The 26,409-nt window shown below is 73.3% G+C and carries 25 protein-coding genes; 12 read left to right on the top strand and 13 right to left on the bottom strand.

Going from position 1 to position 26,409, the window contains the following annotated elements; translation table 11 throughout:
• Positions 1 to 70: 70 nt before the first annotated feature.
• Positions 71 to 1,636, bottom strand: a complete 1,566-nt coding sequence (locus tag QMC84_RS14120) for a molybdopterin-dependent oxidoreductase (RefSeq protein ID WP_300375580.1) — start codon at positions 1,634 to 1,636, stop codon at positions 71 to 73.
• A 38-nt stretch (positions 1,637 to 1,674) separates the two neighbouring features.
• On the opposite strand from QMC84_RS14120, the gene ispF reads away from it, so the two are divergent.
• Entirely contained in the window at positions 1,675 to 2,154 is a 480-nt protein-coding gene (gene ispF, locus QMC84_RS14115) for a 2-C-methyl-D-erythritol 2,4-cyclodiphosphate synthase (protein WP_300375578.1), read from the top strand.
• Positions 2,155 to 2,228: 74 nt separating this feature from the next.
• Positions 2,229 to 2,897 carry a 2-C-methyl-D-erythritol 4-phosphate cytidylyltransferase gene (locus QMC84_RS14110; RefSeq protein WP_300375576.1) on the top strand — a complete coding sequence of 223 codons (669 nt, stop codon included), beginning with the start codon at positions 2,229 to 2,231 and terminating at the stop codon, positions 2,895 to 2,897.
• On the opposite strand, the gene QMC84_RS14105 is transcribed toward QMC84_RS14110, so the two are convergent.
• Both QMC84_RS14105 and QMC84_RS14100 read right to left on the bottom strand, forming a co-directional pair.
• Positions 2,854 to 3,459, bottom strand: a complete 606-nt coding sequence (locus tag QMC84_RS14105) for a 2-C-methyl-D-erythritol 4-phosphate cytidylyltransferase (RefSeq protein ID WP_300375574.1) — start codon at positions 3,457 to 3,459, stop codon at positions 2,854 to 2,856. The genes QMC84_RS14110 and QMC84_RS14105 overlap by 44 nt on opposite strands.
• Positions 3,460 to 3,547: 88 nt before the next feature.
• Positions 3,548 to 4,033, bottom strand: a complete 486-nt coding sequence (locus QMC84_RS14100; RefSeq protein ID WP_300375572.1) for a CarD family transcriptional regulator — start codon at positions 4,031 to 4,033, stop codon at positions 3,548 to 3,550.
• 200 nt (positions 4,034 to 4,233) lie between these two features.
• Between QMC84_RS14100 and QMC84_RS14095 the strand changes: the two genes are divergently transcribed.
• The 3 genes from QMC84_RS14095 (at position 4,234) to QMC84_RS14085 (ending at position 6,614) form a co-directional block, all read left to right on the top strand.
• The gene (locus QMC84_RS14095; RefSeq protein WP_300375570.1) at positions 4,234 to 5,130 is read left to right on the top strand and encodes a UbiA family prenyltransferase; all 897 of its coding nucleotides are present in this window, start codon (positions 4,234 to 4,236) and stop codon (positions 5,128 to 5,130) included.
• Between the two features lie 98 nt (positions 5,131 to 5,228).
• Positions 5,229 to 5,771 (top strand): hypothetical protein, encoded by a 543-nt coding sequence (locus tag QMC84_RS14090; RefSeq protein ID WP_300375568.1) that lies wholly within the window; start codon positions 5,229 to 5,231, stop codon positions 5,769 to 5,771.
• Between the two features lie 99 nt (positions 5,772 to 5,870).
• Positions 5,871 to 6,614, top strand: a complete 744-nt coding sequence (locus QMC84_RS14085) for a phosphoglyceromutase (protein WP_300375566.1) — start codon at positions 5,871 to 5,873, stop codon at positions 6,612 to 6,614.
• A 117-nt stretch (positions 6,615 to 6,731) separates the two neighbouring features.
• On the opposite strand, the gene phoU is transcribed toward QMC84_RS14085, so the two are convergent.
• On the bottom strand, positions 6,732 to 7,388 hold the full coding sequence (gene phoU, locus QMC84_RS14080) for a phosphate signaling complex protein PhoU (RefSeq protein ID WP_300375564.1): 657 nt from the start codon (positions 7,386 to 7,388) through the stop codon (positions 6,732 to 6,734).
• A gap of 120 nt (positions 7,389 to 7,508) precedes the next feature.
• Between phoU and QMC84_RS14075 the strand changes: the two genes are divergently transcribed.
• The 4 genes from QMC84_RS14075 (at position 7,509) to QMC84_RS14060 (ending at position 12,241) form a co-directional block, all read left to right on the top strand.
• Positions 7,509 to 8,660: an ATP-binding protein gene (locus tag QMC84_RS14075; RefSeq protein WP_300375562.1), complete on the top strand. Its 1,152-nt coding sequence runs from the start codon at positions 7,509 to 7,511 to the stop codon at positions 8,658 to 8,660.
• On the top strand, positions 8,657 to 9,334 hold the full coding sequence (locus tag QMC84_RS14070) for a response regulator transcription factor (protein WP_300375560.1): 678 nt from the start codon (positions 8,657 to 8,659) through the stop codon (positions 9,332 to 9,334). Before QMC84_RS14075 ends, QMC84_RS14070 begins: the two co-directional genes overlap by 4 nt.
• Positions 9,335 to 9,567: 233 nt before the next feature.
• Positions 9,568 to 10,506: a DMT family transporter gene (locus QMC84_RS14065; protein ID WP_300375558.1), complete on the top strand. Its 939-nt coding sequence runs from the start codon at positions 9,568 to 9,570 to the stop codon at positions 10,504 to 10,506.
• A 64-nt stretch (positions 10,507 to 10,570) separates the two neighbouring features.
• Entirely contained in the window at positions 10,571 to 12,241 is a 1,671-nt protein-coding gene (locus QMC84_RS14060; RefSeq protein ID WP_300375555.1) for an AarF/UbiB family protein, read from the top strand.
• On the opposite strand, the gene QMC84_RS14055 is transcribed toward QMC84_RS14060, so the two are convergent.
• Genes QMC84_RS14055 through QMC84_RS14045 form a run of 3 tightly spaced genes read right to left on the bottom strand, consistent with a single transcriptional unit; the run spans position 12,226 to position 14,553 of the window.
• Positions 12,226 to 12,807 carry a YbjN domain-containing protein gene (locus QMC84_RS14055; RefSeq protein WP_300375553.1) on the bottom strand — a complete coding sequence of 194 codons (582 nt, stop codon included), beginning with the start codon at positions 12,805 to 12,807 and terminating at the stop codon, positions 12,226 to 12,228. The two genes, QMC84_RS14060 and QMC84_RS14055, sit on opposite strands and share 16 nt — an antisense overlap.
• On the bottom strand, positions 12,804 to 14,126 hold the full coding sequence (mshA, locus tag QMC84_RS14050; protein WP_300375551.1) for a D-inositol-3-phosphate glycosyltransferase: 1,323 nt from the start codon (positions 14,124 to 14,126) through the stop codon (positions 12,804 to 12,806). Before mshA ends, QMC84_RS14055 begins: the two co-directional genes overlap by 4 nt.
• Positions 14,127 to 14,169: 43 nt before the next feature.
• On the bottom strand, positions 14,170 to 14,553 hold the full coding sequence (locus QMC84_RS14045; protein ID WP_300375549.1) for a hypothetical protein: 384 nt from the start codon (positions 14,551 to 14,553) through the stop codon (positions 14,170 to 14,172).
• Between the two features lie 98 nt (positions 14,554 to 14,651).
• On the opposite strand from QMC84_RS14045, the gene QMC84_RS14040 reads away from it, so the two are divergent.
• Entirely contained in the window at positions 14,652 to 15,398 is a 747-nt protein-coding gene (locus QMC84_RS14040; RefSeq protein WP_300375547.1) for an SDR family NAD(P)-dependent oxidoreductase, read from the top strand.
• 110 nt (positions 15,399 to 15,508) lie between these two features.
• Here the strand turns inward: QMC84_RS14040 and QMC84_RS14035 are convergent, their stop codons facing one another.
• Together QMC84_RS14035 and QMC84_RS14030 are read right to left on the bottom strand one after the other, a co-directional pair.
• A complete protein-coding gene (locus QMC84_RS14035; protein ID WP_300375545.1) occupies positions 15,509 to 16,324 on the bottom strand; it encodes a hypothetical protein in 816 nt (271 codons plus the stop codon).
• Positions 16,294 to 16,950, bottom strand: a complete 657-nt coding sequence (locus QMC84_RS14030) for a DUF6318 family protein (protein ID WP_300375542.1) — start codon at positions 16,948 to 16,950, stop codon at positions 16,294 to 16,296. Before QMC84_RS14030 ends, QMC84_RS14035 begins: the two co-directional genes overlap by 31 nt.
• Between QMC84_RS14030 and QMC84_RS14025 the strand changes: the two genes are divergently transcribed.
• Complete coding sequence (locus QMC84_RS14025) at positions 16,949 to 17,638, top strand: amino acid racemase (RefSeq protein WP_300375540.1); 690 nt, start codon at positions 16,949 to 16,951, stop codon at positions 17,636 to 17,638. The genes QMC84_RS14030 and QMC84_RS14025 overlap by 2 nt on opposite strands.
• 112 nt (positions 17,639 to 17,750) lie before the next feature.
• On the opposite strand, the gene QMC84_RS14020 is transcribed toward QMC84_RS14025, so the two are convergent.
• The 4 genes from QMC84_RS14020 to QMC84_RS14005 all read right to left on the bottom strand — a co-directional run bounded on the left by QMC84_RS14020 (position 17,751) and on the right by QMC84_RS14005 (position 24,346).
• The gene (locus QMC84_RS14020) at positions 17,751 to 19,061 is read right to left on the bottom strand and encodes a protealysin inhibitor emfourin (RefSeq protein WP_300375538.1); all 1,311 of its coding nucleotides are present in this window, start codon (positions 19,059 to 19,061) and stop codon (positions 17,751 to 17,753) included.
• Positions 19,062 to 19,073: 12 nt separating this feature from the next.
• A complete protein-coding gene (locus QMC84_RS14015) occupies positions 19,074 to 21,824 on the bottom strand; it encodes an immunoglobulin domain-containing protein (protein ID WP_300375535.1) in 2,751 nt (916 codons plus the stop codon).
• Positions 21,825 to 21,924: 100 nt separating this feature from the next.
• Positions 21,925 to 22,398: a PPOX class F420-dependent oxidoreductase gene (locus tag QMC84_RS14010; RefSeq protein WP_300375532.1), complete on the bottom strand. Its 474-nt coding sequence runs from the start codon at positions 22,396 to 22,398 to the stop codon at positions 21,925 to 21,927.
• 133 nt (positions 22,399 to 22,531) lie between these two features.
• A complete protein-coding gene (locus QMC84_RS14005; protein WP_300375529.1) occupies positions 22,532 to 24,346 on the bottom strand; it encodes a hypothetical protein in 1,815 nt (604 codons plus the stop codon).
• A 59-nt stretch (positions 24,347 to 24,405) separates the two neighbouring features.
• Here QMC84_RS14005 and typA point away from each other — a divergent pair, with 59 nt between their 5' ends.
• The gene (typA, locus tag QMC84_RS14000) at positions 24,406 to 26,301 is read left to right on the top strand and encodes a translational GTPase TypA (protein ID WP_300375526.1); all 1,896 of its coding nucleotides are present in this window, start codon (positions 24,406 to 24,408) and stop codon (positions 26,299 to 26,301) included.
• Positions 26,302 to 26,409: the final 108 nt, after the last annotated feature.

The following is a 26,409-nucleotide window of genomic DNA, read 5'->3' as shown; positions in this document are numbered from 1 at the left end:
CAAAGCTTCATCGTCCAGGCACGAGTTCTGTCGGCCAGCCGATGAAACTGGCGCGTCGGCCGCTGGCCAGTCAGCCGTCCTCCTGCTGGGGCTCGCGGGCGGTGAGGCCGATCGTGTGCCAGCCGGTGGCACCGTCGGGCAGCACGTCCTGCTCGACGCCCGTCTGCAGCAGGCCCTCGGCGTCGGTGGCGCGCACCGTCAGCGTGTGGTCGCCGGGGGGTACGTCGAGGTCCGCCATCCACTGCACCCAGGTGTCGTTGCTCGGCACCCGTGCCAGCCGGGCCGGGGTCCACGAGCCGCCGTCGACCGAGACCTCGACCCGCGCGATGCCGGTATGCTGCGCCCAGGCGACCCCGGCGACCCGGGCCCCGCCGGAGTCGATCTCGCCGCCGTCACCGGGGACGTCGATGCGCGAGGCGATCTTGACCGGCCCGAGCTCGGACCAGCCCTTCCCGGTCCAGTACGCCTCGATGTCGGCGAACCGGGTCACCTTCAGGTCCACGACCCACTTGCACGCGGACACGTAGCCGTACAGCCCGGGCACGATCGTGCGCACCGGGAACCCGTGGTCGATCGGCAGCGGCCGGCCGTTCATCGCCACCGCGAGCATCGCGTTCCGGTCGTCGGTGAGCACCTCGAGCGGGGTGCCGCACGTCCAGCCGTCCTCGGAGGTCTGCAGGACCGCGTCGGCGCCCGGGTGCACGCCCGCCACGCTCAGCAGCCCGGCGATCCGCACGCCGCTCCACCAGGCGTTCCCGATCAGGTCGCCGCCGACCTCGTTGGAGACGCAGTTGAGCGTCACCCACGCCTCGGTCAGCCGCCGGTCGATCAGGTCCTGGTAGGTGAGCACGATCTCCCGGTCGACCATCCCGTGGATCCGCAGCAGCCAGTCGGAGGGCTCGATCGTGGGCACCACCAGCGCGGTGTCGATCCGGTAGAAGTCGTCGTTCGGCGTCACCCACGGCGTCATGTCGGGGACCTCGACCCGGGTGCCCTTCGGAGCCACCGGCTGGGTCACACCCGGCAGCCGCAGCAGCCGGCGGGTCTCCTCGACGTGCCGGCGCCCGCGCCCGATCGCCCGCCCCGTCGCGCCGAGCACCAGGCCGGCGGCGGTCATCGCGCCGACCCGGAGCAGGAAGGTCCGGCGGGTGTGGTCCGGGTGCGCCGGGTCGGTGACGGCCACCGGCGCCGCGGCGAGGGCCAGGGCGTGGCGCCGCAGCGGCTCGGTCAGCAGCGAGAGGCAGACCACCCAGGTCGCGAAGCCCGCGGCGACCGGCAGCGCGTCGAGCGCGGTGGCGCCGCGCTGCAGCCACACCGCGACGCCACCGAGCACGGCGAGCACGACGAACACCAGCGTGGAGCGCCACCACGCGTGCCGCGCCAGCCGGCCGGCCCAGGCGAACACGGCCGCGCTGATCAGCAGCATCACGACCAGCAGCACGGTCTTGTCCTGGTGGCCGAGGAACCGGATCGCGCGCTCCTCGACCGGCCCGGGGGTCAGCCGCACGACGAGGTCGGCGACGGCGACCAGCGGCGAGTCCCGGATCGTCATCACCATCGCGAGGCTGTAGCTCACGGCGAGACCGACGAACCCGGCGACCAGGCCGGCGACCGACCACGCGCGGGAGGTGCTCACCCCGGCGATTGTTGCGCACTCTCCGGCATGATCGTCTTGTGGATCTCCTCCCGAGAGTCGGTATCGGCACCGACGTGCACCGGCTCATCGACGGCGTCCCCCTCCACCTCGCCGGCCTGCACTGGCCCGACGAGCCCCAGGGTCTCGAGGGGCACTCCGACGCCGACGTCGCCGCGCACGCCGCGTGCGACGCGCTGCTGTCCGCGGCCGGCCTCGGCGACCTGGGCTCCAACTTCGGTACGGCGGACCCCGCCTGGGCCGGCGCCTCCGGGGTGGCCCTGCTCGAGGAGACCGCACGGCGGGTCCGCGCCGCGGGCTTCGCGGTCGGCAACGTCGCCGTCCAGGTGATCGGCAACCGGCCGCGGCTGGGCAGCCGGCGGGCGGAGGCGGAGGCCGCCCTCAGCGCAGCCGTCGGCGCGCCGGTGAGCGTCTCGGCCACGACCACGGACGGGCTCGGGCTGACCGGGCGCGGCGAGGGCGTCGCCGCGATCGCCACCGCCCTGGTCAGCCCCGGGTGACCACCTCCGTGCGGTGCCCCACGAGCACCGTGCCGCCGGCCACTCGCACCGCAGCAGCGTCCTAGACTCCGGGCGTGCCCGCCGCCGTCGTGATCCTCGCCGCCGGCTCCGGCTCCCGCGTGGGCGCGGCGACCAACAAGGTGCTGCTGCCGCTGGGCGACCGGCCGGTGCTCGCCTGGTCGGTGCGCGACGCGCTCGGCCTCGAGGACGTACGGCGGGTGCTGGTGGTGGTCCGCCCGGGCGAGCGCGAGGCGGTCGCCGCGGCCCTCGCGCCGCACCTGGGCGACGCCGAGATCGGCGTGGTCGAGGGCGGCGCGACCCGGCACGGCTCGGAGTGGAACGCGCTGCGCGCCCTGGCCGCCGAGGTCGAGGACGGCGGCATCGACGTGATCGCGATCCACGACGGCGCCCGGCCGCTGGCGGGCCCCGACCTGTTCCGGGCCACCATCGCCGCGGCCCGGTCCCGGGGCGGGGCGATCCCGGTCGTGGCGCTGCGGGGCCTGCTGGCCCTGGACGGCCGGGCGCTGCCGGAGCTGGACGGCGTGCAGACGCCGCAGGCGTTCCGGGCGCGCGAGCTGGTCGCCGCCTACGCCCGGGCGGAGGCGGACGGGTTCGACGGCACCGACACCGCGACCTGCTGGGCCCGCTACACCGACCTGCCGGTGGTCGCCGTACCGAGCACGTCGCACAACCTGAAGGTCACGTTCCCGGAGGACCTGGCGGTCGCCGACCGCCTGCGGTGAGCGCCTCCAGCAGCCGGACGTCGTCCACCGACCCGACCCGGCGCGCCCCGGGCGGGGCCTCGACCAGCTCGACCGGGTGATCGCGGCGCAGTGCGGCGACCAGCTCGACCAGGTCGTGGGAGGGCAGCCCGTCGAGGGCCGCCACCACCGACGCCGGCAGCACGACCGGCGCGGCCACCGAGACCAGCGCGTCGCGGTCGACGGTCTCGCCGACGATCCCGTCGGCGACCACCGTGACCGTGTCGGTGACCGGCCGGACCCCCACCACCACGCTGCCGTCCTCGACGGCGCGCCGCACGCACGCCGCGACGAACTCCGGCGGCGTCATCGGGCAGAGCGGGTCGTGTACGACGAGCGGCTCGCCGGTGGCGACCACGGCCGACCACTCGACGCCGTCGTCGATGGGCAGCACGCCCGCCTCGCCGAGCGCCCACGCCGCGCAGGCGACCAGTGCCTCGCCGTGGATCAGCGCGAACGGCAGCGACCCGCGGCCGTCGACCAGCACGGTCCCGAGTGCCGGCGGGGCGTCGTACTCCGCGTCGTCATGCGTTGGGGTTGTCATCGCGACCACAACGTACGACGTCCCGGGCCCCGGGACGCAGCGAGGCCCCCGGGTCACACCCGGGGGCCTCGTCGCGTCGAACGACAGCTCAGGAAGCGAGTACCTCGTCGAGGAGGGCCTCGGCCTTGTCCTCGTTGGTGTGCTCGGCCAGCGCCAGCTCGGAGACCAGGATCTGGCGGGCCTTGGCCAGCATCCGCTTCTCACCGGCGGACAGGCCGCGGTCGCGCTCACGGCGCCACAGGTCGCGCACGACCTCGGAGACCTTCATGACGTCGCCGCTGTGGAGCTTCTCCAGGTTGGCCTTGTAGCGGCGCGACCAGTTGGTCGGCTCCTCGACGTGCGCGGCACGGAGGACGTCGAACACACGGTCCAGGCCCTCCTTGTCGACGACGTCACGCACCCCGACCAGGTCGAGGTTGCAGGCGGGCACTCTGACCACCAGGTCCTGCTGGGCGACGATACGGAGTACGAGGTACTGCCGGTCCTCTCCCTTGATCTTCCGCATCTCGATGTCCTCGATGACTGCGGCTCCGTGATTCGGGTAAACAACCGTTTCGCCGACGGTGAAAGTCATATGTCAAGTACCCCTTCCTAGGGGGCTATCTTAACACGCGCTGAGAAACCTCTCCGCGCTGTTTGCGCAGGTCAGGGGCACAATCGGGGCTTGACAGATCTGTGGCCCGTGTGGTGGCGGCCCGGGTCGGCCCGCCCGCGGACGCACCTGGGGACGCCGAATCCCTGCCCGGGAGCGGTCCCTGGCTGATACTGCGGGGTATGTCGCCGCCCCTCCGCCACCGCTTCCGTCGCGGTGCCGCCGCGGACCCCGACGAGCCGCCCGGGCCGGAGTCGGCGGCGGGCCCGACCCGCGAGCCCGCACCGGCGCCGGACCCCGCTCCCGCTCCCGAGCCGGATCCGGGCCGCGCGCCGACATCGGAGCCCCGGCGGCGCGCGGAGCGGCGCCGCACGCTCGCGCACCTGACGCCGGTGCTGCTGCTGCGCACCGCCCACCCGCGCCAGGCCCTGCTCACCGCGACCGGCCTCGCGGTGGCCGCGGCGATCAGCGGTCGGGCCGGGCGCGAGGTCGCCCTCGTGTTCGCGACCGTGCTCGTCGGCCAGGCCGTCCTCGGCTGGCACAACGACCTGGTCGACCGCCGCCGCGACGAGCGCCGGCTGCCGAGCGGCAAGCCGATCGCCGACGGCTACCTCGACCCGGGCACCGTCTGGTTCACGCTGGTCTGCGGCGTCCTGCTGCTGGTGCCGCTGGCCATCTCGAACGGCGTCACCTCCGGCAGCGTGTACCTCGCGACGATCGGCGTCGGACTGGTCGCCAACGTGGTGCTGCGCCGCAGCTGGTTCTCCTGGGTGCCGTGGGCGGTCGCGTACGCCGGCTACCCGGCGTTCCTGTCCTACGGCGGCTGGGGCGGCGAGGCGGACGGGGCGCCGCCCCAGGTCGCGATGGTGGTGCTGGCCGCCGCGCTGGGGGTCGGCGTACACGTGCTGTGCGCCCTGCCGGGCCTGGTCGCCGACCACGAGGACGGGCTGCGGCACCTGCCGCTGCGGGTCGCGCTCCGGATCGGGGCGACCCGCCTGCTCGTGCTCGCGCTGGCCTGGACGGTGCTCGCGCTGGCGGGCCTCCTGGTGGTCGGGAACAGCGTCGGCCTGAGCCGCTGACGCGAGGCCCGGACCGGCTCCCAGGGCGCCGTCACCGCAGCGAGCCAGACCGCTAGGCTGTGCCTCGCAACCCGCCGTAGACCCGTGAAGGCCAGAAGATGCAGCTTCGCATGTCCGCCCGCCTGCTCGCCTCCGCCGGCGCACTCACCCTCGCCGCGACCCTGTCCTCGTGTGGCTTCGACTACGCCACCGACCGCGAGTACACCCCCACCGCGGGCATCAACGACCGCGACGCGCAGGTCGACGTGCTCAGCGCCGTCGTCGTCGCCGACCACGAGGGCGAGGGCACGTTCGTGGCGTCCTTCGCGAACAACGACCAGCAGGACCCGATCACCGTCGAGTCGCTGGCCGGCGCCGGCGAGTCCACGCTGACCGCCACGGACTTCAGCCCCGTCGAGGTGGCCCCCGGCCAGCTGGTCAACCTGGCGACCGACGGCGGCGTCACGGTCACCGGCGACTTCGGGCCCGGCACGGTCGTGACGGTCAAGATCGGCTTCGACAACGGCGAGAACGTCGAGATGTCGGTCCCGGTCGTCGCCCCGTGCGACGAGTTCGAGGGCCTCGCCCCGTCCACCTCGGGGAGCTCCTCGGGCGAGAGCTACGAGTGCGACATCCCGGCCCCGGTCACCGGAGAGCACTGACCCGAACCTCGGCCGATCCCAGCTCCCGGACCCGACTTCTCGACCCGACCCCCAGACCCAGTTCAGCTCAGCTCAGCCCAGCCCAGAGGAAGGGACCTCATGGCCCACACGCTCATCCTGCTCCGCCACGGTGAGAGCGAGTGGAACGCGAAGAACCTCTTCACCGGGTGGGTCGACGTCAACCTCACCGAGAAGGGCCGCGCCGAGGCGGTCCACGGCGGCGAGCTGATGCGCGAGGCGGGCGTCCTGCCCGACGTGGTCCACACCTCGGTCCAGCGCCGGGCCATCAACACCGCCTGCCTGGCGCTCGACGCCGCCGACCGGCACTGGATCCCGGTGCGTCGCTCCTGGCGGCTCAACGAGCGTCACTACGGCGCGCTGCAGGGCAAGAACAAGAAGGAGACGCTGGCGGCGTACGGCGAGGAGCAGTTCATGCTCTGGCGGCGCTCCTTCGACGTCCCGCCGCCGCCGATCGAGGAGGACAGCGAGTTCTCCCAGTTCGGGCTCCCGCAGTACGCCGGCCTCGGCGCCGACATGCCGCACACCGAGTGCCTCAAGGACGTCATCGCCCGGTTCCTGCCGTACTGGGAGTCCGACATCGTCCCCGACCTTCGGGCCGGCCACACCGTGCTGATCGCCGCGCACGGCAACAGCCTGCGGGCGCTGGTCAAGCACCTGGACGGGATCAGCGACGAGGACATCGCGGGCCTGAACATCCCCACCGGCATGCCGCTGGTCTACGAGCTCGACGAGGACCTGCGCCCCACGGTCCCGCACGGCCGCTACCTCGACCCCGAGGCGGCCGCGGCCGCGGCGGCCGCCGTCGCCAACCAGGGTCGCTGACCACCCCGACCCGGGCGGCCACGCACCTGACGCTCCTGTCGTCGAAAGGGCCGCGGGACGACCGTTTCGTCAGGTGCGCGGCGGCGCCGCGGTGCGGGCGCCGGGCGGATGGTCGGCTCAGCCCTCGAGCGTGCGCGGGTTCTCGCCAGTGACGACGAACACCACCCGGTTGGCGACCGAGACCGCGTGGTCGGCGATCCGCTCGTAGTACCGGCCGAGCAGGGCGACGTCGACCGCGGCCTCGACGCCGTGGCTCCAGTCGGCCGACAGCATCTCGGCGAACGTCGTACGCCGCAGCTTGTCCATCTCCTCGTCCATGTGGACGAGGGCGCGGGCCGCCTCGACGTCGCGGTCGGCGATGATCCGCGAGACCCGCCGCACCATCTCCTCCGCGACGTGCGCCATCCGCTCGATGATCGGCGAGACGGCCCCGGGGACGGCGAGGTTCGGCACCCGCAGGCGCGCGATCTTGGCGACGTGCACCGACAGGTCGCCCATCCGCTCGAGCTCGCTGACCATCCGGAGCGCGGCGACCACGGTGCGCAGGTCGCTGGCGACCGGCTGCTGCAAGGAGAGCAGCAGGAACGCCGAGTCCTCGACGCGCTCGCGGGCCTGGTCGATCTCGGCATCGGCGGAGATCACGCCCTCGGCGATCGTGGCGTCGCCGGACAGCAGCGCCTCGGTGGCGAGCCGCACGGCGGTCTCGACGTTCTCGCAGATGCTCGCCAGGTCGCCGAACATCGCGTCGAGCTGTTCGTGGAATGCCTCTCGCATGCGGATCACCCTAGGTGGCCCAGGTTGCCGGCCGGGGCCGGAACGTGAACGAGGGATGAACATCGCGAAGCCGACGCTCCGCGGGCGAACCAGCGATGAAATGGCTCGTACGATTCAGGGGTGGATGCGACGACGCAGGCGTTCCTCGCCGCGCTCATCGGAGCCGTCGTCGCGGGCGGCGCGGTACTGGCGTGGCACCTCAGCGACCGCCAGCAGCACCACGTCCCGGCCGTGGAGGACCCGGTGGTGCCGATCGGGGTCGCCGCGGTGCTCTCCGTCCTGCGCAGCAGCGCGGTCGTCGTGGACGACGCCGACGTCGTCCTGAAGGCCTCCGCGCCGGCGTACGCCATGGGCCTGGTGCGCGGCACCTCGCTGCTCTCCGGCGACCTCGCCGACCTGGTCCACCAGGTGCGCCGCGACGGCCAGATCCGCGAGACCGAGCTGCTGATGAGCCGACCCGGCCTGCCGTCGCGCCACGTGACGGCGCGGGTCGCGCCGCTCGGCTCGCGGCTGGTGCTCGCGCTGGTCGAGGACCGGACCCGCGAGCGGCGGGTCGAGGCGGTACGCCGGGACTTCGTCGCCAACGTCAGCCACGAGCTGAAGACGCCGGTCGGCGCGATCCGGCTGCTGGCCGAGGCGGTCCACGACGCCGCGGAGGACCCGGAGGCGGTCAAGCGCTTCTCCGACCGGATGCTCACCGAGAGCGACCGGCTCTCCCGGCTCGTGCAGCAGGTGATCGAGCTGTCCCGGCTCCAGGGCGACGAGCCGCTGGAGCAGCCGATGCCCGTCGAGCTCGACGAGGTGATCAAGGTCGCGGTGGACACCAGCGCGATCGACGCCGACTCGAAGCGGATCTCGATCGTCACCGGCGGGGTCCCGCGCCTGCAGGTGCTCGGCAGCGAGGAGCAGGTCACCGCGGCGGTCGCGAACCTGGTGGCGAACGCGGTGTCGTACTCCGAGTCCGACGCCACCGTGCTGGTCTCGACGAAGGCCGACGACGAGACGGTGGAGATCTCCGTCGTCGACCAGGGCATCGGGATCCCGCCCGGCGAGATGGACCGGATCTTCGAGCGGTTCTACCGGGTCGACCCGGCCCGGCACCGCTCCACCGGTGGCACCGGCCTCGGCCTGTCCATCGTCAAGCACGTCGCGGCCACGCACGGCGGAGAGGTCCGGGTGTGGTCCGTGGAGGGGCAGGGGTCTACGTTCACCTTGACCCTCCCCCGACATGTCTCGGCCCGGAACACGTCGAACCAGGAGGCTGGCCAGTGACCCGTGTACTCGTCGTCGAGGACGAAGAGAGCTACAGCGACGCTCTCGCCTACATGCTGCGCAAGGAGGGCTTCGAGGTCGCGATCGCGGCGAACGGCAACGACGCGCTCGCCGAGTTCGACCGCAACGGCGCCGACATCGTGCTGCTCGACCTGATGCTGCCCGGGCTGCCCGGCACCGAGGTGTGCCGCCAGATCCGGCAGACGTCGAGCGTCCCGGTGATCATGGTCAGCGCCAAGGACGACGAGGTCGACAAGGTCGTCGGCCTCGAGCTCGGCGCCGACGACTACGTCACCAAGCCCTACTCGCCGCGCGAGCTGGTGGCCCGCATCCGCGCCGTACTCCGTCGCGGGCAGGAGCCCGAGCTGGCCCCGGCGACCCTCGAGGCCGGCCCGGTCCGGATGGACGTCGAACGGCACGTGGTGACCGTCGACGGCCAGGCGCAGCGGCTGCCGCTCAAGGAGTTCGAGCTGCTGGAGATGTTCCTGCGCAACCCCGGCCGGGTGCTCACCCGCGGCCAGCTCATCGACCGGGTCTGGGGCTCCGACTACGTCGGCGACACCAAGACCCTCGACGTCCACGTCAAGCGGCTGCGCGCCAAGATCGAGCCCGACCCCGGCGAGCCGAAGTACCTCGTCACCGTCCGCGGGCTGGGCTACAAGCTGGACCTCTGACGCAGCCGCGCCAGCGGCTCCGTCGACGGGGGTCGACCTGCGTGTCGAGACCGATCCGGCGCCCCGTTGGTTTCCCCGGGTACCCGGGGAAGTTGGCACTTATCGGCCGAAGTTTCGGCCTAGAAGTACTGGTTTCCCCGGGTACCCGGGGAAACCGCCGGCTGGCGGCATCTCGCGCATCGACGTCCGAAAACCGCGTGTCGGCGGTCGGTGGGGCTCTCTAGGCTGGGTCGGTGACGAGTACGACGGCCCCGACCACGCCCACCGAGGCCGGCGCTCCCGCCCCGTGGCTGCCGGTGGCGGCGGTGGCGGTGACCCTGGTGTTCTGGGCGTCGGCGTTCGTCGCGATCCGCCACCTCGGCCACGACTTCTCCCCCGGCGCGCTGTCGCTGGGCCGGCTGCTGGTCGGCACCCTCTGCCTGGGCGTGGTGGCGCTGAGCCGCGGCGTCCCGCGCCCCACCGGGCGCGACTGGGTGTCGATCGTCGCGATCGGCGTGCTCTGGTTCGGCGTCTACAACGTCGCCCTCAACGAGGGTGAGCACCGCGTCGACGCCGGCACGGCCGCGATGCTGATCCAGGTCTCGCCGGTGCTGATCGCGTTCCTGGCCGCGGCGTTCCTCGACGAGCGGTTCACGCTCTACCTCGGCGTCGGCCTCGCGCTCGCGTTCAGCGGCATCGGCCTGATCAGCCTGGCCACGTCCGAGGGCGGCGGCAGCGACGTGGTCGGCGTGCTCCTCTGCCTGGTCTCGGCGGCCGTCTACTCCGTCAGCCTGATCCTGCAGAAGCCGCTGGTCGCCCGGCTCTCCGCGATCCACGTGACGTGGCTGGCCTGCACCGTCGGCGCCGTGGTCTGCCTCCCGTTCCTGGGCCAGCTCCTCGACGAGACCGGCGACGCGCCCGCGTCCTCGATCCTGTGGGTCGCCTACCTCGGCGTCTTCCCGACGGCGATCGCGTTCACCACCTACGCCTACGCCCTGCGCCACATGTCGGCGAGCAGCCTCGGGGTGACGACGTACCTCGTGCCCCCGATCACGATCGTGATGGGCCTGGTGTTCCTCGACGAGGCACCGCCCGCGATGGCGTACGTCGGCGGTGCCCTCGCCCTGGTCGGCGTCGCCGTCGCCCGGCGCAAGCCGCGCACGCTCGCCGAGGAGGTCAGCCCGCCGGCCTAGGCCGGTCGTGCTGGTCACACCGGACGCACGCGTGCCGGGGCCGCCGATCGGGAACGGTGCGGCCATGATCTCCTCCTCGTCGGCGCCGCTGGCGCGCTACACGGCCCTGGCGCGGCTGCTGGTCCGGCACCGTCGCAGCGACCTCCTGTCCGGGATGGGCCTGGACGGCTTCCCGCGCGACGACGACGCCCCCGAGGGCGACGAGGCCCTCGCGGAGCGGTTCGCGGCCGACCTCGAGGAGCTCGGGCCGACGTTCATCAAGGTCGGCCAGCTCCTCTCGACCCGGTTCGACCTGCTGCCCCCGGCGTACACGACCGCGCTCGCACGCCTGCAGGACGACGCGGAGCCCGCAGACTTCGAGAGCCTCCGCGAGGTCGTCGAGGCCGAGCTCGGCGGCCGGATCGGCGACCTCTACGGCTCGTTCGACCGCGAGCCGCTGGCGGCTGCGTCGCTCGGCCAGGTGCACCGCGCGACGCTGCGCAACGGTCGCGAGGTCGTCGTCAAGGTGCAGCGCCCCGGCGTCCGGGAGCAGGCGCGCGAGGACATGGAGACCCTGGCGCGGCTCGCGGGCCTGGCCGACCGGCACACCGACACCGGGCGCCGGTTCGGCTTCGAGCAGCTGCTCGCGGAGTTCCGGCGGTCGTTGAGCGGCGAGCTCGACTACCGCCGCGAGGCGCGCAACCTGCGGCGGTTCCGTGAGCTCACCGCCGACTACGACCTGTTGGTGGTGCCCGCCCCGGTCGAGGAGCTGTCGACGTCGCGGGTGCTGACGATGGACCGGATCGACGGGCGCAAGGTGACCGACGTCGGCCCGCTCGGCCTGCTCGACCTCGACACCCGGCCGATGGTCGAGCAGCTGTTCGGCTGCTACCTGGACGCGATGCTGCGGCACGGGTTCCTGCACGCCGACCCGCACCCGGGCAACATGCTGGTCACCGACGACGACCGGCTGGCGCTGCTCGACCTCGGAATGGTCACCAACGTGTCGCCGCGGCTGCGCGACCAGGTCACCAAGCTGCTGCTCGCCCTGGGCGACGGGGACGGCGACGAGGCGGCAGCGGTGCTGGCCGCCCTCGGCCACCCGCTGCAGGACTTCGACGCCGCCGCGTTCCGCGCGGACGTCGGGCAGCTGGTCTCGGAGGCGACCAGCGCCGGGTCCGACGTGCAGGCCGGCTCGGCCCTGGTCCAGCTGAGCCAGGTCTCCGGACGGCACGGGCTGCGCCCCCCGGCGGAGATGTCGATGGTCGGCAAGGCGCTGCTGAACCTGGACCAGGTCACGCTGCACCTCGACCCGACGTTCGACCCGGCCGCCGCGGTGCGCGACAGCCTGGTGTCGCTGCTGCGCAGCGGCCTGAGCGTCAGTGCCGCCGGGGTGATGAGCGCGGCGCTGGAGGCGAAGGAGTTCACCGCGAACCTGCCGCGCCGCGGCAACCGGATCCTGGAGGCGCTCTCCGAGGGCGAGCTCAGCATCCGGGTGCACGCGGTCGACGAGGAGCGGCTGCACACGGTGCTGCACCGGGTCGCCAACCGGCTCACCTTCGGGATCGTGATCGCGGCGACCGTGATCGGGGCGGCGATGATGATGCGGGTGCCCACCGAGCACCGGGTGCTGGGCTACCCGGCGGTGGCGATGGTGTTCTTCGTGTTCGCGGTGCTCAGCGGCGGCGGGCTGATCGCGTGGGTGCTGCTCACCGACCGGCGGGTGGCCCGGGAGCGGCGTCAGGACCCGGGCTGATCGGACCCGGGCCGGCCCGACGCGGCGTCCGACCCGGCATCCGACTCGGCGTCCGACTCGAGCCAGCCGCGGAACGCCTCCAGGTTGTGGGTCGGCTCGCCGCGCAGCCTGCGCCACTCCCACTCCTTGCGGATCGAGGAGGCGAAGCCCAGCTCGAGGATCGCGTTGAACGACTCGTCGGCGTAGGTCAGCACCGAGCCGAGGAGCCGGTCCAGCTCGTCGGGGGTGACCATGCCGAGGGGCAGCCGCGCGTCGAGGTAGATGTCCCCCAGCGGATCCAGCGCGAAGGCGACGCCGTACATCCTCAGGTTGCGCTGGAGCAGCCAGCGGTAGACGCCCTCGTGGTTCTCGTCGGGGTTGCGGCACACGAACGCGTGCACGCCGAGCGCGTGGCCGCCGATGTCGAGGCGGACCGCGGTCTGCAGCTTCTTCTCGCCGGGCAGCGAGAACGAGAAGAGGCCGTCGGTGGCCTCGTCGACCTCGATGTCGTTCGCGGCGAGGTAGTCGCGCACGACCTGGCGGGGATCCGTGCCACCCGTGTTGCCCGTGCCGCCCGCGGCCGTCACACGGCCTCCCGGACCTCGGCGCGGGCCCGCCGGTACACGTCGAGCGTCTGCCGCGCGGTGTGCTCCCAGGAGAACAGCCGGGCCTGCTCGAGCGCGCCGGCGGCGAGCCGGTCGCGGAACGCGTCGTTCTCGACCACGCGGCGCAGGGCGTCGGCCCAGTCCCGCGGGTCGTGGGTGTCGACGAGCAGACCGCTGCGGCCGTGGCGGACCACGGTCGTCAGGCCGCCGACCGCGGCGGCGACGACGGGGGTGCCGGTGGCCTGAGCCTCGGCCGCGACCAGCCCGAAGGACTCGTTGTACGACGGCACCGCCACGAGGGTCGCGGCCGCGCACCAGCGGGCCAGCTCCTCCTGGGAGACCGGCGGCACGAAGCGCACCACGCCGTCGGTGCCGTCGGCGCCGTCGAGCCCGAGCTCGCCCGCGAGCTGGGCGAGCGACTCGGGGTGCTCGAGCCCGGTGCCCGAGGGTCCGCCGACGATCGGGACGACCAGGCGGGAGCGCAGCTCCGGGGTCTGGGCGAGCAGCTCGGCGACGGCGCGCAGCAGCACGTCCGGTGCCTTGAGCGGCTGGATCCGGCCGGCGAAGAGCAGGACAGCGGCGTCCGCCGGCAGCCCCAGCCGGGCCCGGGCGGCGGAGCGGTCCTGGGGCCGGAACACGCCGAGATCGACGCCGGGGTGCACGACCTCGACCCGGCCGGGGTCGGCGTCGTACAGGTTGATGAGCTGCTTGGCCTCGATGTCGGTGTTGGCGACGAGCATGTCGGCGGCCTCGACGACCTGCTCCTCGCCGATGATGCGGGCCGCGGGCTCGGGGGTGTCGCCCGCCGCGAGCGCGTCGTTCTTGACCTTGGCCATCGTGTGCATGGAGTGCACCAGCGGGACGCCCCACCGGTCGCGGGCCAGCGCGCCGACCTGCCCGGAGAGCCAGTAGTGGGAGTGCACGACGTCGTAGTGCCCGACCGGGTGCGCGGCCTCGGCGCGCAGCACCTCGCGGGCGAAGACGCATAGCTGGCCGGGGAGCTCGGACTTGGTGAGGCCCTCGAACGGGCCGGCGGGGATGTGGCGGACCTGTACGCCGTCGCAGGCCTGGACCAGCGGCGGGACGGCCGAGCTGGTGGCGCGCGTGAAGATGTCGACCGCGATGCCCTGGGCGGCCAGGCGCTTGGAGAGCTCGATCACGTACACGTTCATCCCGCCGGCATCACCCGTCCCCGGCTGGTCGAGGGGCGAGGTGTGCAGGCTGATCATCGCCACACGCCGGATCGGGTCCACTGCCACCTCGGGGTCATCGCGCTCGTCGGGTCCAACCACGGTGAACATGCCGGAGCCCGGATTGATTCCCCTCGTGCGGTGCCACTGCGGCTCAGCGGGCATGCGAGCCGCGGTTGCTCCGGGGCGGCGGCGCCGGGGCGGTACGGCGCCCGCGGGCGAGCAGGGCCGCCGCGACCACGACCGCGCCCGCACCGAACACCGCGTCCACGGTCACCGGGTCCCCACCCTCGCGCACCACCTCGAGCACGGAGCCCGCGAGCAGCGCGAAGCAGACCGCGACGAGCACCCGCAGCCAGGTGGCGCTGCGGCTGACCAGGCTGGCGCCGGCCACGAGGGTCGCCACGACGAGCAAGGCGACCCCGGCCCAGGTGAGCGCGTCGACGAGGCCGGCTCCGGCGCCGGCCGCGTCCGCGGCGTACGCACCGAGCCAGCAGAGCCCGCCGAGGAGACCGGCCACTGCGGCAGGTACGCGCATGCCACCATCCTCCCGACCGGCCTTCCTGGACGACAGGCCAGTGTGCCACCGTCCGAGGCCGGCCACCACGGCCGTCCGGCGACCGGCACAATGGCGCCGTGAGCCACCCCCGCACCGCCGTCGTCACCGGAGCCAGCAGCGGGATCGGCGCCGCCACGGCGCGCCGCCTCGCCGCCGAGGGCTTCCACGTGTTCTGCGCCGCCCGGCGGCGCGACCGGATCGAGGCGCTCGCCGCGGAGATCGGGGGTACGCCGGTCGAGTGCGACGTCACGTCCGCCGAGTCGGTCGCCGGCCTGGCGGCCGCGGTCGGCGAGCGGCTCGACGTACTCGTCAACGACGCCGGCGGCGCGTTCGGCTCCGGCCCGGTCGCCGAGGCGGACACCGAGGACTGGCGGCGGATGTACGAGGTCAACGTGATCGGCCTGATGCAGGTCACCCGTGCGCTGCTGCCGGCGCTGCTCGCCAGCGGCGCGGGCGCGATCCTCAACGTCGGTTCGACGGCCGGCCGGACCGCCTACGAGGGCGGGGCGGGCTACACGGCCGCCAAGCACGGCACCAAGGTCGTCACCGAGACGCTGCGGCTCGAGCTCTGGGACCAGCCGGTGCGGGTGATGGAGATCGCGCCGGGGATGGTGAAGACCGACGAGTTCGCGCTGGTGCGCTTCGAGGGGGACCGCGAGCGGGCCGACGCGGTGTACGCCGGGGTGGCCGAGCCGCTCACCGCGGAGGACATCGCCGACGCGATCGGCTGGATGGTCACCCGGCCGCCGCATGTGAACATCGACGAGCTGGTCATCAAGCCGCGCGCCCAGGCCGCCCAGCACAAGGTGCACCGCCAGGGCTGAGCGGCCCGACTCTCCACAGGCCAGGATCCGGGGCAGTTCGCCCTCGCCCCACCTCGATCCACGCCTGGCGCCCGTCCCACGGCTCCGAACTGCCCCGCCGGGTGGCCCCCCTAGCCGCCGATGAGCACCGGCCGGGCCGTCACGACCCGCAACGACTCCGCATGGCCCGGGATCGTCACCGTCCCGTCCACGTGCCGCCAGCCACCAGCACCGACCCGGAAGTCGGCCGCATACGTCGTGTCCACACTCACCGCCACCCGACCCTTCGCCAGGTACCGGTGGGTGATCTCCAGATCCGGATACGGCGACCCCGCACTACTGGTCCGCTCACTCGACCCGTCCCCGTAACGCCACGTGAACGTCTCCGGCCAGATCCGCAGCTCCACCCGCCGCCCCAGCAACCGCACCACCCGGGTCAGCTCCCCCCGCTCGGTGTAGAAGTTCGTCTCGAAGTTCACCAGCGTCCGGCCACCCGGCGGCTGCACCACCAGCTCGGACGCCGGCAACGGGATCCGCCGCAACGCCCGCAGCACCAGCCCCGGCGTCACCGCCGGCAAAGCGGCAGCGACTGCGTCGGCCGGACAGTTCGTGTGCTGGTTGAAGACCTCGCCGCTCGTCGTCTGAAACCAGGTCAGCGTCATAGCGGTGCCGTCGTCACACAACGCTGTCTCTCCGCATGTCTCAAGCCCGCCGATGCTGCAGACCACGACCTCATGAACTGCACCCGACACTCCGTTCGATGCGACGGCGACTCCGGCGCCCCCAGACGTCGGCGGCGACGCATGCGTTCCGTACGCGAGGAACCCGGTGTCACCCGTGACCACATCGTGGTCGTCCGCAGCGGCCGATGCGGGAAGCCCGACGAGGAGCAGGAGGACGACAAGGACGTGGCGTCTCATTCGTCGTTCCAGGAGCTCATCAGCCATGTGCCAGCATGCGGGATCAAGATCGCGCTCAGCCGCGTGACCCCGCCGGGATAGGACTCATCACGCCGATCGCCCGGATAGTCGACCCTTTGGCGTGTACTGCTCACGTCGAAGACCACGACAGCGTTCGATCGACCCTGGTCCTTGACGAAGCCGGTCGTTCTGACCCGGACCGTCGCCGCGCCGCCAGAGATCTCACCGCCGTCGCTGAATACACGTTCCAAATACGAGGTTCCCTCTCGGCATGCGGCACAAGACGCATCCGCCAGCGACTGCAAGCCGTCTAGGTCCCCCGTCGCCTGGGCGTAGTTGACCATCTCCCAGTAGAACCTCACGAACGCCTCAGCCGCGGCCGCATCGCTCCCCTTCGCGGCGGCCGGCATCGTCGGCTCGACCAGCCCGGAGACGGCCGTGGTGGACGGCGAGGTGGGCGCCGAGGTCGACGGCGGGGCGAAGCGGGGCTCGGGGTCGTCGCCGGAGCAGGCGCCGAGCGCCAGCACCGACACGACACACAGGGCGGCGATCACCGTCCGAGACCGGGTCACGGCGACGATCATTCCCCGTCCGGACGCGCAGCGAAACTGTCGTACCGCCATCTGTGGATGATCTGACAGGATGCGGCTCATGCAGACCATCGGACTCGTCGGCGGGATGAGCTGGGAGAGCAGCGCCGCCTACTACGAGGCACTCAACCACGGCGTCGAGGAGCGGGTCGGCGGGCTGGCGTCCGCGCGGACCGCGATGGTCTCGGTGGACTTCGCCGAGGTCACCGCGCTGCAGGAGCAGGAGCGCTGGGACGACGTCGCCGAGATCCTGGCCGGCGCCGCCCGCGGGGTCGAGGCGGCCGGGGCCGACTTCCTGCTGCTGTGCACCACCACGTTCCACCGGGTCGCCGACCAGGTGGCCGCGGCGGTGGACATCCCGCTGCTGCACCTCGCCGACGTGGTCGCCGACGCCTGCAAGGCCGAGCGCCTCGAGTCCGTGGGCTTCCTCGGGACGACGTTCGCGATGTCGCGCTCGTTCTTCACCGACCGGATCGCCGCGCACGGCCTGACCGTGCACATCCCCGAGACCCGCCACCACGAGACCCTCAACCGGGTGATCTACGACGAGCTCGTGCACGGCAAGGTGCTCGACAGCTCGCGGCGCACCGTCGTCGGCCTGATCGACGAGCTGTGGGACGCCGGCGCGGGCGGTGTGGTCCTCGGCTGCACCGAGCTCGAGCTGCTGGTCCACCAGGCCGACGCCGACATCCCGGTCTTCCCCTGCACCACCCTCCACGTCGCGGCCGCCCTCGACCGCGCGCTGGCCTGACCCGCCTGATCCGCCTGACCCCGACTGACCCCGCCTGACCCCGACTGGTCCGCCCGGGCATCGTCGTACCTGACGGATCCGCTGCGTGGGAGCGCGCCCAACCGCAGGTACGTCAGGTGCGAGGCCCGAGGAGCAGCTCGACCAGGCGCGCGAGCTCGGGGGTGAGGTGCTGCTCGGGCACGGTGGCGCAGGAGCCGCAGAGGTCGAAGGCGTAGACGTACCGGTCCGGGTGCGGGTCGCCCGAGCCCACGACGCCCAGGTCCACCCGGCCGACCAGGTCGGCGACCTCGCGGGCCCGCGGGTCGTCGCCGTCGAGGTCCAGCTCACCGGCGGCGCGCAGCCCGGCGAAGCCACCGGTACGCCGCACGCTGACCCACCGCGACCCGCCCGAGGCACCGCCACCGCCCGCGGCACCGCCCGCGGCAGCACCACCACCACCGACACCGGCAACGTCGACCGTCACGCCCACCTCCGCCCAGGCCCCGCGCACCGCCTCGGCGTGCGCACCGGCCGCGGCGACCGTGGCCGCCGCGAAGCCCGCGAAGCCCGTGTCCGCGCCGACCCCGCCGCCGGTGAGCGCGTCGTACCAGACCCGCCCGGCGCCCTCCCACGTCGAGCCGCCGACGGCGGTCGCGGCGAGCTGGAAGGCCCGGTTCGGGATGCCGGAGTTGATGTGCACGCCGCCGTTGTCCTCGGCGGTGTCGACGTAGTCGCGCAGGTGGCCGACCTGCGGGTCGCGGCCCAGCGCGGGGTCGTCGTACGCCGTGCCGGGAGCGGCCATGTCGCGCAGCGCGCGGGCGTGGATGCCGGGCAGGAAGATCCCCGCCCCGATCAGCCAGTCGGCCTCGGCGGCGGTCTGCCCGAGCAGCCGCTGCTTGAGGCAGGCCGCGAAGACGTCCGAGACGGACTCGTTGAGCGCCCCCGGCTGGTCGCGGTACCGCAGCCCGGCCGTGTGCTCGGTGACCGCGTGCGTGAGCTCGTGCCCGAGCACGTCCACCGGCCCGGTGAACCGCCCGAAGACCCGCGCGTCCCCGTCGCCGAAGACCAGCTGCGTGCCGTCCCAGAACGCGTTGTCGTAGTCGCGGCCGTAGTGCACCGTCAGGCTGACCGGCGCGCCCGCGCCGTCGTACGACGACCGGCCGTAGACCTCCGCGAACAGCGCGAGCGCCCCCGTGATCCCGGCGGCCGCCTCGTCGACGGCGGCGTCACCGGCCTCGGGCTCCCCCGCCGAGCGCACCGCGCGCCCCGGCAGCGTCGTGGTGTTGTCCGCGGTGTGCACCGTCCACGCCGGACCGCCCGCCGGCAGGACCGCCCGCCGGTCGGCGGCCGGCACCCTGCGGCGGGCCCGCAGCTGCTCGTCGACGAGCAGGCCCTCAGGCGCGATCCGGCGCAGCAGGTACGGCGGCACGAAGCGGCAGCTCATCCCGCCAGCGTGTCACCCGCCGGTCCGGTCCACCAGGATGCTGTAGCCGAAGATCATCGGGCTGGAGCCGAACCGCACGAACACCGACGACATCGCCGCGACCCCCGGCGTCGAGCGCAGCGTCCACGCGTAGGTGCACGACGGCGTCACCGGCATCGTCACCGCGGTGGCGAAGTCGAAGTCGTTCGAGATCGTGACCGACGTGACCCCGCTCGGCGCGACGACGCCGAGCACGACGTCCGCGGTCGTCACCCGGGTCGCGCCGTCGTTCACGCTCACCCCGATCTGCCCGACGCACGACTCGGTGCTCGCGCCGCCGCTCACCGCCACGCCCGGCGCGGCCACGGCCGCCTTGCCGTAGCCGTTCGCGACCACCACCACGCAGCGCAGGCTGGTGCCCGCGTCGGCGGCCACCACGTCGTACGTCGCCGCCGTCGCTCCGGACAGGGTGCTGCCGTTGCGCTGCCAGGCGATGGTGGTGACGAGCTCGGGGATGCCGGCCCAGGTCCCGGGGTCGCACGTGAGGGTCCCGCCGGGCGCCGCGGTGCCGGTCACCGCCGGCGGGGTGAGGTTGCTGGGCGCGTGGCCCGACGGCCCGCCGATCCCGAACCCGGCCGAGACCGCCTGCGCCGTGCCCTGGGCGTTGGTCGCAGTCACCGTGCAGGTCAGGGAGGCGCCGACGTCCTCGGAGAGGACCGTGTACGACGACCAGGTGGCCAGCGGGATCGCGACGTCGTCGCGCTTCCACACGTAGGTGTAGCTCAGCGCGCTGCCGGACCAGGCACCGGGCAGGCAGGCGAGCGTCTCGCCGACGTTGGCCGAGCCGGACACGATCGGCGGCACCGTGTTCACCGGCCCGGCGGCGGCCACCGTCACCGCCGCCGAGACCTGCGGCACGCTCCCCGCACTGTTGCTCGCGGTCACCGTGCAGGTCAGCGCCCGGCCGCTGTCCACCACGGCCACGACGTACGTCGTGCCGGTCGCCCCGGTGATGATCCCGCCGTCGCGCCGCCACTGGTAGCCGTAGCCGGTCGGGCTCCCCGACCAGGTCCCCTGCGAGCAGGACAGCGTCTGCCCCACCGCCGCCGTGCCGGAGATCGCCGGCGGCACCGTGTTCACCGGGCCGCCGGCGGCCACCGTCACCGCCGCCGAGACCTGCGGCACGCTCCCCGCACTGTTGCTCGCGGTCACCGTGCAGGTCAGCGCCCGGCCGCTGTCCGCCGCGACCACGACGTACGTCGTGCCGGTCGCCCCGGTGATGATCCCGCCGTCGCGCCGCCACTGGTAGCCATAGCCGGTCGGGCTCCCCGACCAGGTCCCCTGCGAGCAGGACAGCGTCTGCCCCACCGCCGCCGTGCCGGAGATCGCCGGCGGCACCGTGTTCACCGGGCCCGTGCCGGGGGTGGAGCCGCCGACGGTCACCGCCGGGGTGGTCGACCAGGCACTGGTGCCCGCGGCGTTCGTCGCCCGGATCCGGCAGGAGATCTGGGCCCCCGCGTCGGCGGCGGTGAGCAGGTACGACGTCCCGGTGGCGCCGGCGATCGCCGTGCCGTCGCGCAGCCAGTTCCGCTCGAAGGACTGCGGGCTGCCCGACCACGACCCGGTGTAGCAGGTCAGCTGGAAGCCGACCTCGGGCGGGCCGCTGAGCTGGGGCGGGGAGGTGTTCGCGGGCGGGCTCGTGGCACCGCCGCCACCGCCACCGTCGTTGCCGCCGCCGCCGCCACCGCCGCCGCCGTCGTCACCACCGCCGCCGCCACCACCACCGCCGCCACCACCACCGCTCCCGGAGCCGGGCCGGACGCCCTTCGTCCAGAACGTGTACCCGCTGGTGTTCCAGTGCTGGGCCCGGTTGTTGTCGGTGTCCGCGATGAACAGGTCGCCGGCCAGCGAGCCGCCGTCCTGGCCGTGCTGCGCGATCGCCGTGGGGTAGCTGAGCCGTCCGGCCGCCCGGCTGGCCCGCGGCGGGTGGCCGAGGGTCCGGTAGAGGGAGAAGTCGTGGTTGGTGTCGAACAGGTAGATCGCGTTGTTCGCCATGTCGGTGACGACCAGCTGGCCCCACTTGTCCACGGCGACGCCGCCCGGCTGCGGCTTCCGCCCGCCACCGGGACGGCGGATCGTGAAGGTCCGCGACGGCTTGGAGGAGCTGCGCAGGCCGGCGGCACGGTAGGAGAGGATCTGCCCGCGGTCGGGGACCGCGACGTACAGCGTGGCCGGGCGGCCGGCCTGCGGGCCGCCGTACGAGATGCCGCGGGGGTGGCTGTCTCCGGGCAGGTCGACGGTCGCCTCGAGGTGGCCGTTGCGGGCGTAGACCGAGATGCTGTCGTCGCAGCGGTTGGCGACGTAGGTCCGGTTGCCGTGCGCGGTGATGCCGCCGTACCGGTGCGCCGGCGAGCCGCTGCCGCACGAGCGTGCCGGGACGTGGTCGTAGTGGACGATCAGTCGACCGGCGTCGTTGAACAGCGACATCCCGGTCTCGTAGTCGACCCAGATGTCGTCGCCGGTGGTCACGAAGATCCCGTCGACGGCCTCGTCCTGGTCGAGTGGGATCGACGGCTTGAGCTTGCCGGAGACCGAGATCCGTTGCAGCTCGCCGCCGCTGGCGAAGCCGACGTACGTCGTGCCGGTGGAGCTCACCCCGATCGCCGTGGGGCCGTCCGCGCTCGCCGCGTGAGCGGTCTCGGCGGTCGCCAAGGTCGCGGTCCCGAGCCCCGCGATGACCATAGCCAGGCCGAGGAAGCGGCCCAGGGGGGCGAAGCCGCGCACGGGTCGACCCTAGACCGGGGCCGGCCCGCGCGGCCGGGTCACCACGGGCCGGACTGGACCGCCGGACTGGACCGGTGGCCGCGTGCCCAGCCGGCAGGGCTCAGCCGGCGGGGGCGCGGTCCGGCGGGAACCCGCCGGTGGCGATCGGGCCCCAGGAGTCGACGGTGATGCGGATCAGGGACTTGCCCTGCCGCCGCATCGCGGCGCGGTACTCCGCCCAGTCGGGGTGCTCGCCGGCGATGCAGCGGTAGTACTCGACCAGCCCGTCCTCGGCCTCCGGCGCGGGCATGTCCAGCACCTCGGCGGTGCCGTCGACCTGGACCCACGCGTCGTCCCACTCCTCGGAGAGCACCAGCACGGTGGCCGCGGGCTGGCGGCGCAGGTTCACCGCCTTCGCGCGGTCGGGGTACGTCGAGACCACGATCCGTCCGTCCGGGTCCACGCCGCCGGACACCGGCGAGAGCTGAGGGCGGCCGTTCGCGCGGGTGGTGACGAGCACCAGGTGGTGGCGGCTCCGGACGAAGTCGAGGAGCTGGTCGAGGTCGACCCGGTCGGTCGTGGCGATCCTGGGCATGGGCCCACGGTAGTCCGGTGGGCGGCGCGCGAGTTTCGTCGGCCGGCCGACAAAGCTCGACCCTGGACGATGAAGCTGCGTCGTCCAGGCACGGGTTTCATCGGCCGGCCGATGAAACTGGACGGGCCCACCCTCAGCGCCGGGGCACGACCGCCGCGGAGCCGGCCTGGTCCGACCCGGCCGGGTTGGTGCCGGTGACCAGGCAGGTGAGCCGCTGCCCGCGGTCGTCGCCGAGCACCTCGTAGCGGTCCTTCTCCGACCCGCCGAGCGCGGCCCCGTCGCGGCGCCACACGTAGGAGAGCACGGGGGCGTTCCGCCACCGCCCGGGGTCGCAGTACAGCACCGCCCCGACCTTGGCGCGCCCGACGATCCGCGGCCGCGCGGTGTTCGCCGGCGGGCCGACGTGGCCACCGCTGCCGCCGTCGTCCACGGCCACCGGGTCGCTGAGCGCGACCTTGCCGGCGCCGTTCCGGTTCACCGCGGCGACCCGGCAGGTCAGCTCGTGGTAGCGGTCGTTGTCGGTGACGAGGTACTCCGGTGCGTTGGTCCCGGGCAGCAGCTGGCCGTCGCGGAGCCAGCCGCGCAGGTACGACGTGGGCCGGCCGGTCCAGGTCCCGTTGCCGCACCGCAGGATCGCGCCGGAGCTCGGGTTGCCGGTGATCACCGGGCGGTCGAGGACGTACGGCGGCGAGTGCGGGCCCGGGATCGCGAACACCTCGCTGGCGGTGGGCGCCGAGCTCTCGCCGCCGGCGGCCAGGGCCGTCACCGCGCAGGTCAGCCCGGCCGCGACGTCGCGGGAGGTGACGGTGTGGGTGGGGCCGTCGGCGCCGGGGATCGGCAGCCCGTCGCGCTGCCAGGCCAGCCGGTACGACGCCACCGCGCCCTCCCAGGTCCCGGGCTCGCAGTCGAGCTCCCGCCCGGCGTACGGCGCTCCGGTGATCCGCGGGAGCGCGACGTTGACCGGCGCCCCGGGGTCGCCGGGCGGCGGTGCGTCGGCCATCCAGTCGGTGGTGCCGAGGTGGTCCCAGTGCTGGATCCGGCCGTTGCCGGTGTCGGCGACCCAGAAGCCGTCGCGGAAGCTGCCGTCGGCGTTGTCGAAGGCGGTCGGCTGGTCGAGGAACCCGCGGTCCGAGGCCGGGTCCGGCGGGTGGCCGAGCGTGCGGTAGTACCAGTAGCTCTCCGGGCCGTTGTAGAAGTGCACCGCGTTGTTGGCGACGTCGACGACGGCGAGCTGGCCCTTCTCGTCGGCGGCCAGCGGCCCGGGCGCGGGCCTGCGGTAGCCGAAGAACCGCTCGATCACCAGGGTCCGGGCCGGCTTCGGGTCCGCGCGCAGCCCGGCGGTGTTGTACGCGTAGACCTTCCCGGCGTCCGGCACCGACACGTACATCCGCGCGGGCAGGGTCCTGGCCGCCGGCGCGAGGACGACGTCACCGGGGAAGGCGCGCCCCGGGAGGTCGACGCTGGCCAGCAGCTCGCCGTCGGGCCGGTAGATCCCGACCGTCGCGGCGCAGCGCCCGGCGACGTACACCGCGTCCCGGGTCACCTCGAGGCCGCCGTACCGTGCCGGGTCGTGCGCGCGGTCGACCGGGCAGTCCCCGTCGGACCGGACCGGGAAGTGGGCGAGCACGGTCCCGTCGGGCGCGAGCTCGGACACGCTGGCGCCGTAGTCGACCCAGACCGTGCCGTCGGGGCCTGCGTCGAGGGCGGTCACCGGTGCGTCCTGGTCCAGCGGCACCGAGCCCGTGACCGCGCCGGCGGCGTCAAGCCGGAGCAGCCGGTGGCCGGAGGCATAGCCGACGTACGACGTGCCGTCGTCGGCCGCGGCCACCGCGATCGGCCGCCCGGTGCTCACCGCGGCCGCGGGCCCGAGGGGCAGCGCGACGAGGCCGCCCACGACCACCGCGGTCGCCAGCCCCCCAGTCAGCGCAGCACGAAGCGCTCCCCCCACCTCTCGAGGCTAGCCGTCGATGCGGGCCGGAGGGGCCGAAATCGGTAGACTCGATCCTCGTGCCTACTACCGCCCGCACCGACCTCCGCAACGTGGCGATCGTCGCCCACGTCGACCACGGCAAGACGACGCTCGTGGATGCGATGCTGCGCCAGGGCGGTGCATTCACCGAGCACCAGGCCGAGGGCGTCGCCGAGCGGGTGATGGACTCCGGTGACCTCGAGCGCGAGAAGGGCATCACGATCCTCGCCAAGAACACCGCGATCCACTACGCGGGCGCGGCGGCCGAGGGCAAGCCGATGACGATCAACATCATCGACACCCCGGGCCACGCGGACTTCGGCGGCGAGGTCGAGCGCGGGCTGTCGATGGTCGACGGGATCGTGCTGCTCGTCGACGCGTCGGAGGGCCCGCTGCCGCAGACCCGGTTCGTGCTGCGCAAGGCGCTCAACGCCGACATGCCGGTCGTGCTCGTGGTCAACAAGGTCGACCGCGGCGACGCGCGCATCGAGGAGGTCGTCGACGAGACCTACGAGCTGTTCATGGACCTGCTCGACGACCACCACAGCCAGGACGCCCTGGACTTCCCCGTCGTCTACGCCTCCGCGAAGGCCGGCCGGGCCTCGCTGACGATGCCAGAGAACGGCGGCCTCCCGGACTCCCCCGACCTCGAGCCGCTGTTCAAGACGATCCTCGAGACGATCCCCGCGCCGACGTACACCGAGGACGCGCCGCTGCAGGCGCACGTGACCAACCTCGACGCCTCACCGTTCCTCGGCCGGCTCGCGCTGGTGCGCGTCCACGAGGGGACGCTGCGCAAGGGCCAGCAGGTGGCCTGGCTGAAGCGCGACGGCTCGACCAAGAACGTGAAGATCACCGAGCTGCTGATCACCGAGGGCCTCGAGCGCAAGTCCGGCGAGTCCGCCGGGCCGGGCGACATCGTCGCGGTGGCCGGCATCCCCGACATCACCATCGGCGAGACGCTGGCCGACCTCGAGAACCCGGTCGCGCTGCCGCTGATCCACGTCGACGAGCCGGCGATCTCGATGACGATCGGCACCAACACCTCGCCGCTGGTCGGCAAGGGCGGCAAGGGCCACAAGGTCACCGCCCGGCTGGTCAAGGACCGTCTCGACACCGAGCTGGTCGGCAACGTGTCGCTCAAGGTACTGCCGACCGAGCGCCCCGACGCGTGGGAGGTGCAGGGCCGCGGCGAGCTGGCGCTGGCGATCCTCGTCGAGCAGATGCGCCGCGAGGGCTTCGAGCTGACCGTCGGCAAGCCGCAGGTGGTCACCAAGGAGATCAACGGCAAGGTCCACGAACCCGTGGAGCGGCTGACGATCGACGCCCCCGAGGAGTACCTCGGCACGATCACCGAGCTGCTCGCCTCGCGCAAGGGCCGCATGGAGCAGATGACCAACCACGGCACCGGCTGGGTGCGGATGGAGTTCCTGGTGCCGGCGCGCGGGCTGATCGGCTTCCGCACCGAGTTCCTCACCGACACCCGCGGCACCGGCATCGCGCACCACATCTCGGAGGGCTACGAGCCCTGGGCCGGGGAGATCCGCTCGCGCAACAACGGCTCCCTGGTCGCCGACCGCCCGGGCGCCGCGACGGCGTACGCGATGACGAACCTGCAGGAGCGCGGCGTGCTGTTCGTCGAGCCCACCACCGAGGTCTACGAGGGCATGATCGTCGGCGAGAACTCCCGCGCCGACGACATGGACGTCAACATCACCAAGGAGAAGCAGCAGACCAACATCCGGTCCGCCACCTCCGACAACTTCGAGAAGCTGGTCCCGCCGCGCCGGCTCTCGCTCGAGCAGTGCCTGGAGTTCTGCCGCGAGGACGAGTGCGTCGAGGTCACCCCCGAGACCGTGCGGATCCGGAAGGTCGTCCTCGACCAGAACGCCCGCGCCAAGACCGCGAGCCGCGCGCGTAAGGCCGGGAGCTGACCCCCGACGTGACATCGCGTCGCGCGTGACCGTCCGGGGGTCATTCCCCGGCTTGCTGCGGGGGGAGCTGTCGCGCGACGAAGGAGCGCCGACCGCGAGCCGGGCGCG

It is taken from the genome of Nocardioides sp. (assembly GCF_030019515.1).
Lineage (GTDB): Bacteria > Actinomycetota > Actinomycetes > Propionibacteriales > Nocardioidaceae > Nocardioides.
Note: the sequence above shows the minus strand (reverse complement) of the source record. Positions and strands in the feature narration are given on the sequence as shown.

Coding starts and splice junctions, on each gene's coding strand:
- QMC84_RS14105 (WP_300375574.1), bottom strand. CDS start 3,459: ATGACAACCCCAACGCATGACGACGCGGAGTACGACGCCCCGCCGGCA.
- QMC84_RS14100 (WP_300375572.1), bottom strand. CDS start 4,033: ATGACTTTCACCGTCGGCGAAACGGTTGTTTACCCGAATCACGGAGCC.
- QMC84_RS14095 (WP_300375570.1), top strand. CDS start 4,234: ATGTCGCCGCCCCTCCGCCACCGCTTCCGTCGCGGTGCCGCCGCGGAC.
- QMC84_RS14090 (WP_300375568.1), top strand. CDS start 5,229: ATGCAGCTTCGCATGTCCGCCCGCCTGCTCGCCTCCGCCGGCGCACTC.
- QMC84_RS14085 (WP_300375566.1), top strand. CDS start 5,871: ATGGCCCACACGCTCATCCTGCTCCGCCACGGTGAGAGCGAGTGGAAC.
- phoU (WP_300375564.1), bottom strand. CDS start 7,388: ATGCGAGAGGCATTCCACGAACAGCTCGACGCGATGTTCGGCGACCTG.
- QMC84_RS14060 (WP_300375555.1), top strand. CDS start 10,571: ATGATCTCCTCCTCGTCGGCGCCGCTGGCGCGCTACACGGCCCTGGCG.
- mshA (WP_300375551.1), bottom strand. CDS start 14,126: ATGTTCACCGTGGTTGGACCCGACGAGCGCGATGACCCCGAGGTGGCA.
- QMC84_RS14045 (WP_300375549.1), bottom strand. CDS start 14,553: ATGCGCGTACCTGCCGCAGTGGCCGGTCTCCTCGGCGGGCTCTGCTGG.
- QMC84_RS14035 (WP_300375545.1), bottom strand. CDS start 16,324: ATGGCTGATGAGCTCCTGGAACGACGAATGAGACGCCACGTCCTTGTC.
- QMC84_RS14025 (WP_300375540.1), top strand. CDS start 16,949: ATGCAGACCATCGGACTCGTCGGCGGGATGAGCTGGGAGAGCAGCGCC.
- QMC84_RS14030 (WP_300375542.1), bottom strand. CDS start 16,950: ATGAGCCGCATCCTGTCAGATCATCCACAGATGGCGGTACGACAGTTT.
- QMC84_RS14020 (WP_300375538.1), bottom strand. CDS start 19,061: ATGAGCTGCCGCTTCGTGCCGCCGTACCTGCTGCGCCGGATCGCGCCT.
- QMC84_RS14010 (WP_300375532.1), bottom strand. CDS start 22,398: ATGCCCAGGATCGCCACGACCGACCGGGTCGACCTCGACCAGCTCCTC.